Raw genomic sequence first — 5,697 nt, 5'->3', positions numbered from 1 at the left:
AAGCCTGCCCCAGCGCGCAGGCGCGCACGAGCTGGCCAAGCTCCGCGACCCGCCCGCGCGCGTCGAGCACGACATCCACCGTCACCCGGCTGCCGCAGATCGGGGAGCGCCGCTCCGCCGTGCCCGTGGGATCGGGCAGCCGCCGCTGGTGCGGGATCGCCGTCGCGAGCCGCAGGATATTGCTGTTATAGAGCGCGGCCGACATTGCCCCCCTCTAGGGCTGCATCGTCTCAGCGTCACCCCGGCTCAGATCGCGCCATTGCCCTGCGCATTGTCCAGCCGGGTCCGGTCGAGGATCTCGCGGCCGGGCAGGTCGCCGCGCCGGTAATGGACGAAATCCACCACCGCGCGGCTGCTGGCGTTGAGCAGCGGATAGGTCCTGGCATCGCGCATCCATTGGGGGCGCACCGCATCCTTGCCCGACCACATATCGAGCAGCAGGTTGACCAGCATGAAGCCGACGGTCGCGACCAGCAGCCCCTTGAGCACGCCGAATCCCGCGCCGAGCACGCGATCGAGCGGACCGAGGATCGATTGCCGCGTCCGACGCCCGATCGACGTCGCGACCAGCTTGCCCGCCAGGAACACCGCGCCGAACACCAATACGAAGGCGAGCACCGCGCCGCCGCCGCGCGAATTGACGATCTCGGCGAGGAAATGGCTGGCGGGGGCGTGCAGCATCTTGAGCGCGAAGATCGCCGCGCCCCAGGCGAACAGCGACAGCACTTCCTTGACGAAGCCGCTCAGCGAACCCAGCACCGCGCCGCCGATCAGCAGCAACAGCACGACGATATCGAACGTGGTCATCTCCGGCCCGCACTCCCGCTCATCGCGAGTTCCTTAGGCCGAAACCGCCCACGCGGGGAAGCGTCCGCCCGCGATCAGCTCTTGAGCAGGTTCAGCGTACTGCCGCTCCACGTATCCCAACGCGGGAAGACATAGGGAAGATCGGCGGTGGCGACGCCGTGCCATTTGGCGATCGGCCCGATATATTGCTCCTGCGAGACCGTGGGAATGAAGCGGCCGTCGTTGCTAATATCGTCGCTGCCGCCGAGCACGGTCGAGGGATAGGTGCCGTGGATCGTCTTGGCATTGAGCGCGCCGCCGATGACGAGCTGGTTGTTGCCCCAGGCATGATCGGTGCCCCCCTGGGCATTGCCCTTATAGATGCGCCCGAAATCGCTCATCGTGAAGGTCGTCACATTCTCGGAAAGGCCGAGCGCCTTCATCGCATTGTAGAAGCCGAGCAGCGCATAGCCGAGATCGGTATAGAGCGCGGCCTGCGTGGTGAGCTGGCCCGCATGCGTATCGTAGCCGCCGTGCGTGACGAGGAAGGTCTGGCGCGATTGGCTCAATGTGCCGCGCGCTTCGATCATCCGCGCGGTGCGGAGCAATTGCCGGGATATGTCGCTGGTCAGCGCAGCACCCGTGGTGGGATTGACGAAATATTTGTCGACCGCGCTCGTCGAAACCAGGATCGTGTTGGCGGTGGCGCTCTGCGCATAGGCATCGCTGATCCCGGTGGCGGTGGCCTTGGTCACCGCACCGTAGCTGGATCCGTCCGCAAAGGCGCTGACCGCCGCGTTGCGCGCGAAGATCACGGGATCGGCGCTGTTTCCCGATGCCGAGAGCGTGCCCAGTGCCCCGCTGGAAGGCAGCACCAGCGGCGAATAGGTCTTGCCGATCAGGATGAGCTGCTGTCCGCCGAACGAGAGCAGCGACGGGATCGCGGTCTGCCCCGCGCGATCGTTGAGGCGGCCCATGAAGCCATCGATATTGACTTCACGCGCGCGCAGGCCCTGCCAGTGCGCCTGCTCATCGGTATGGCTCATCAGGTTGATCGGGCGGAGCGTCGGGCTGCCGGTATATTGCGCCTTGGTCAGCGGCTGATACAGCGTGCCGACGTTGAGCACCGCGTTGAGCGCGCCCTCGTTCCAGATCGCCTGCAAGGATGCGAGCGACGGATGGAGCCCGTAGGCCGATCCGGTGAGCGGCGTGAGCGAGCTTTGCGCCAGCGCGATGCCGCTGCCGCGCGAACTGGCATAAGCCGCATAGCGCGCATCGGTCGGCACGACCATGTTCCAGCCGTCGTTGCCGCCGAACAGGAACACGCCGACCATCGCCTTGTAGCCGGCGACCGGCGCCGCGACGGCGGCGCTGCGGCCGAGCTGGGTGAAAGCGGCGGTCGCGCAGGTGCCCGCGAGCAGCTTGCCGAAATCGCGGCGGGAAAAATCGGCGGTCATCAGCGATCTACCTGAAACAAGGGGCTGGAAACGTAGATGTAGAGCATCGCCTGGGCGCGCAGCCGCGCCTGCTGGGTGGCGTTGCTGTTGGTCACCGCGTTGGCCGCATTCTTGAGCGCGGTTTTCTGATCGGCGGTCAGCGTGCGACTGGCGAGGATCAGATCGATGCGATCGATCATCCCGTCGATATCGGTGCCGAACGCCTCCCAGGAAGACCAGTCGATCGCGCTGCCGGTGGCGCCCGTGACGTTCGCCTCGGTATTGAATTCGCTCCGCGTCGTCGCGGCACCGATCGTCCAATTATAGACGAAGTTGGCGCGCGGCAGGATCGTTCCGGCGCTCAGCAGCTTCGAGGCCGGGCTTTCCAGCGTGCTCTGCGGCAGCGGATAATCCGGCGGATAGAAATTGAACACCGATGGCGATGCGAAAACGGCTTCGCCCATGGTGCCGTCATAGTTGGAAAAAATCTTGCCGTCGGTGGTCATGTTGATGGCCCGCGCCAATTGGGTCATCAGCAGGACGGGCTCTTTCACCTTGCCGTAATTATCGGTGGTGCCGGCCGAACCCCGCGCCTCGGCATCGGTCAGAATGGCCCTGATCACCGCCTTGAGATCGCCGCGCACGTTCGAGCCGTTGTTCGCGAACACCGCCGCGACGCGCCCGACATAGGCCGCCGAAGGGTTGGAGGTCACAAGCTGCTTGATCAGGAATTTGGCAATGAACGGCGCGGTCGATGCATTGTTGAACGCGGCATCGACGGCGGCCTGGACGCTGGCCATCTGCGTCGCGCCGGCAGCGACGGTGACGCCGAGGAAGCTCTTGGCAGTCGCATCATAGGCGTTTGGCGCCGGGATCATCTGTACCGCATAATCATAATCGACATAGGTGGTGCCGTTGCTGAAATGCGCGAAGGTCCAGCCGGTCAGCGCCCGGGCGACGCCCTTGACGTCTTCGGGCGTATAGTTGGCGACGCGTGCGCCGGTCGAATCCAGCACCGGAGTGCCGTCCATGTTGAGTTGATCGGTTCCCATCGAGAATAATTGCAGCATCTCGCGCGCATAATTTTCGCTCGGCGCGGTCTTGGAACTGTTCACCATATCGAGATAATCGCCCATGAAGGCGTTCAGCGTGACCGAAGTCAGCAGCGTGCGATAATTTCCGAAGGCATTGTCGAGCAGGATCTGGTTGAAACCGGCGGACCCTTGCGCATTGCCGACTTGCAGCGTCGAGGCGACCACCAACTGGGAAAGCGCGAAGGCGACGCGCTGGCGCAACTGATCGGGCTGCGACAAGGCGTTCGCGTAGAAACGCATTGCCACGGTCTCACGTGTGAAATGGTGACGGAAGCACGCGCCATTGTCCGGCGTGGTGCAGGCATTCACCGCCAGCTTGTCGGCGGCGATGTCGGAATAGCGGCTGCCCGTGGCGGCGAATTGCTCGTCCAGCCAGGCGCTGACGCCTACGGCTTTCATATGATCGATCAGCGCCGGCGTCGCGCCGAACGTCGCCTGCTTGGCGAGCCGCGAGACGTCCGTCTCCAGCGCCAGCTTCTGCGCGGCCGCCTGCTGAGCCGTCGCCGCCGACGATGCCGCGGCGGCGCCGCTATCGGTCGTGCTTCCGCCGCCACTGCCGCCCCCGCAAGACGCAAGCAGCATGCAGGCTATTGCTGCGGCAACCATGCCGCGTCCTTGCGCCCAAATCATCTCTACCATTACCCCGTCAGAAGCGCTCCGACGCGCCTCAGTGCCCATTCAGATATACAAGTTTGCACTTATTTTCAATTCGTTGCGGTAATCATAAAAAAGGTTCCCGACGCAGAAAAATAAATCTTCTGCGGGCGCTTTCGTTGATTCCGCTCGATTTTTCGGGCAGGCTTTTCCGCGACCATGGCAACCGGTGCGACGAATCGCCCCAGCGATGCGACGAGATGCTGACGGGATGGTCCGGCCGGTGAGCGTCAGGCCCCGCTACCGCTCTCGATCAGCCGGAACCGTCCCTGCTCGACGGCAAGGATCGCCATCGTGCGTTGCGCGCTGCCGTCATCGCGAAAGCGCACCGCGCCGCAGACACCCTGAAAGCCGCCGGGCACGAGCAGCGCCGATCGGTCTTCGCCGCCGCGCTGGCGCAAAGCCACCGCGATCCCGCCCGCATCATAGGCCAGCCCCGCGATCACGCCCGGCGGCGTGCCGACCTGCGCCTCGAAGCGGCCCGCGAAATCGGCGAACGGCGTGGGATCGGGCGCGGACAGCCACGCGCCCTCGATGGCCCCCAGCGCGTCCTGCGCTCCGTTGAGACCCGAGAAGGCACAGAGCAATTGCACCCCCGCCTGCCTGGCGGCGGCCCCTTGCGCAACGGCATCGGCCATCGTGCCCACCAGCAGCGCATCGGCGCCTCGCGGCGGTGCGCCGTTCGTGACCTCCAGCCCTTCCGCCGCCGCCGCGCGGCGCGCGGCCGCCGTGAGCTGCGTGCCCCAAAGATCGCTGCCCGCCAGCAGTCCAAAGCGCCGCACGCCCCGCGTCCGCGCATAATGGAGCAGGGGCGCCACCGCTTGATCGGCGGTTATGCCGAACAGGAAGGCGCCGCTTTCCAGCAATCCGAGATCGTTGCTGAACGTCACCACCGGCACCCGCCCGGCGCAGGCCGCCAGCACGGGGCGGACCTCCGCCGAAAGCAACGGTCCGAAAAGGATCCCCGCGCCCTGCTTCAGCGCCGCGCGCGCCGCGGCCACCGCGCCCTCGGGCGTGCCGCCGGTATCGAGGATCAGCAGCGCTTTCTTGTCCACCCCTTGCGCAAGCGCCGCCGCCCGCGCCATGCTGCGCCCCAGCGCGGCGTTGGCCCCCGAAAGCGGGAGCAGCATCGCGGCGGGGGGCAGCGCCTTCGCCGCCCGCGCCAGCGTGGAGGGGACGAGCGATGCAGCGAGGGCTGAGCGCAGAGCTAGCAGGAGCAGACGCCGATCCGGCCGCACGTCAGCGCCTCCCCGTCATCACGCGCCGCCGCCTTGGGCTCGTCGGCATCGGCGCGCTCGCATATCTCGTGGCGCTCGTCGCGGGCTGGCCCGCGCGCTTCGCGATCGACGCCAGCGCGCGCTGGGCGGTGGCGGGCACGATCTGGAATGGCGAGGCGGTGCTCGACGGCGCATACCGCCTCGAATGGCGCTGGGCGCCGTGGCGCTCGCTCGCCGCGCTGGCATATGCCGCCGACGTGCGCCTCTCGGGCAGCGGTGTGGACATAGCGGGCGCGGCGACGCGGGTCAGCGGTGGATATCTGTTCGAGGGGCTTTCGGGGCGCGGCGATGGCGCGCTGCTCGCCGCGCTCGCGCCGACGCTGCCCTTCACCTGCGAAACGACGCTGCAAATCGATCTGCCCCGCCTGCGCCTTGCGGGCGCGCGCTCGATGGCGGTCGGCGAGGTGCGCGCCGATGGCGGCAGTTGCGCCGCGAAAGGCGCCGCCGACG

Annotated in this window: 4 protein-coding genes and 2 pseudogenes; 1 reads left to right on the top strand and 5 read right to left on the bottom strand. The window is 66.7% G+C overall.

Annotation, left to right across the window (positions count from 1 at the left end; genetic code table 11):
* The 5 genes and pseudogenes from HUU94_RS09335 to HUU94_RS09315 all read right to left on the bottom strand — a co-directional run.
* Positions 1-205: pseudogene (locus HUU94_RS09335) on the bottom strand (iron-sulfur cluster assembly scaffold protein); the annotation flags it as partial.
* Between the two features lie 41 nt (positions 206-246).
* Positions 247-807 (bottom strand): CvpA family protein, encoded by a 561-nt coding sequence (locus HUU94_RS09330; protein ID WP_174274811.1) that lies wholly within the window; start codon positions 805-807, stop codon positions 247-249.
* A 74-nt stretch (positions 808-881) separates the two neighbouring features.
* A complete protein-coding gene (locus HUU94_RS09325) occupies positions 882-2,243 on the bottom strand; it encodes a DUF1501 domain-containing protein (RefSeq protein ID WP_174274810.1) in 1,362 nt (453 codons plus the stop codon).
* The gene (locus tag HUU94_RS09320) at positions 2,243-3,898 is read right to left on the bottom strand and encodes a DUF1800 domain-containing protein (protein ID WP_174274809.1); all 1,656 of its coding nucleotides are present in this window, start codon (positions 3,896-3,898) and stop codon (positions 2,243-2,245) included. Before HUU94_RS09320 ends, HUU94_RS09325 begins: the two co-directional genes overlap by 1 nt.
* Before the next feature lie 302 nt (positions 3,899-4,200).
* On the bottom strand, positions 4,201-5,208 hold the full coding sequence (locus HUU94_RS09315; RefSeq protein ID WP_254602105.1) for an ABC transporter substrate-binding protein: 1,008 nt from the start codon (positions 5,206-5,208) through the stop codon (positions 4,201-4,203).
* Positions 5,209-5,276: 68 nt separating this feature from the next.
* On the opposite strand from HUU94_RS09315, the pseudogene HUU94_RS09310 reads away from it, so the two are divergent.
* Positions 5,277-5,697, top strand: a pseudogene (locus HUU94_RS09310) (hypothetical protein); the annotation flags it as partial.

Source organism: Sphingomonas bacterium (assembly GCF_903644055.1).
Lineage (GTDB): Bacteria > Pseudomonadota > Alphaproteobacteria > Sphingomonadales > Sphingomonadaceae > Sphingomonas_I.
The sequence above is the reverse complement of the archived record's forward strand: the minus strand, read 5'-3'. Positions and strand labels throughout refer to the sequence as shown.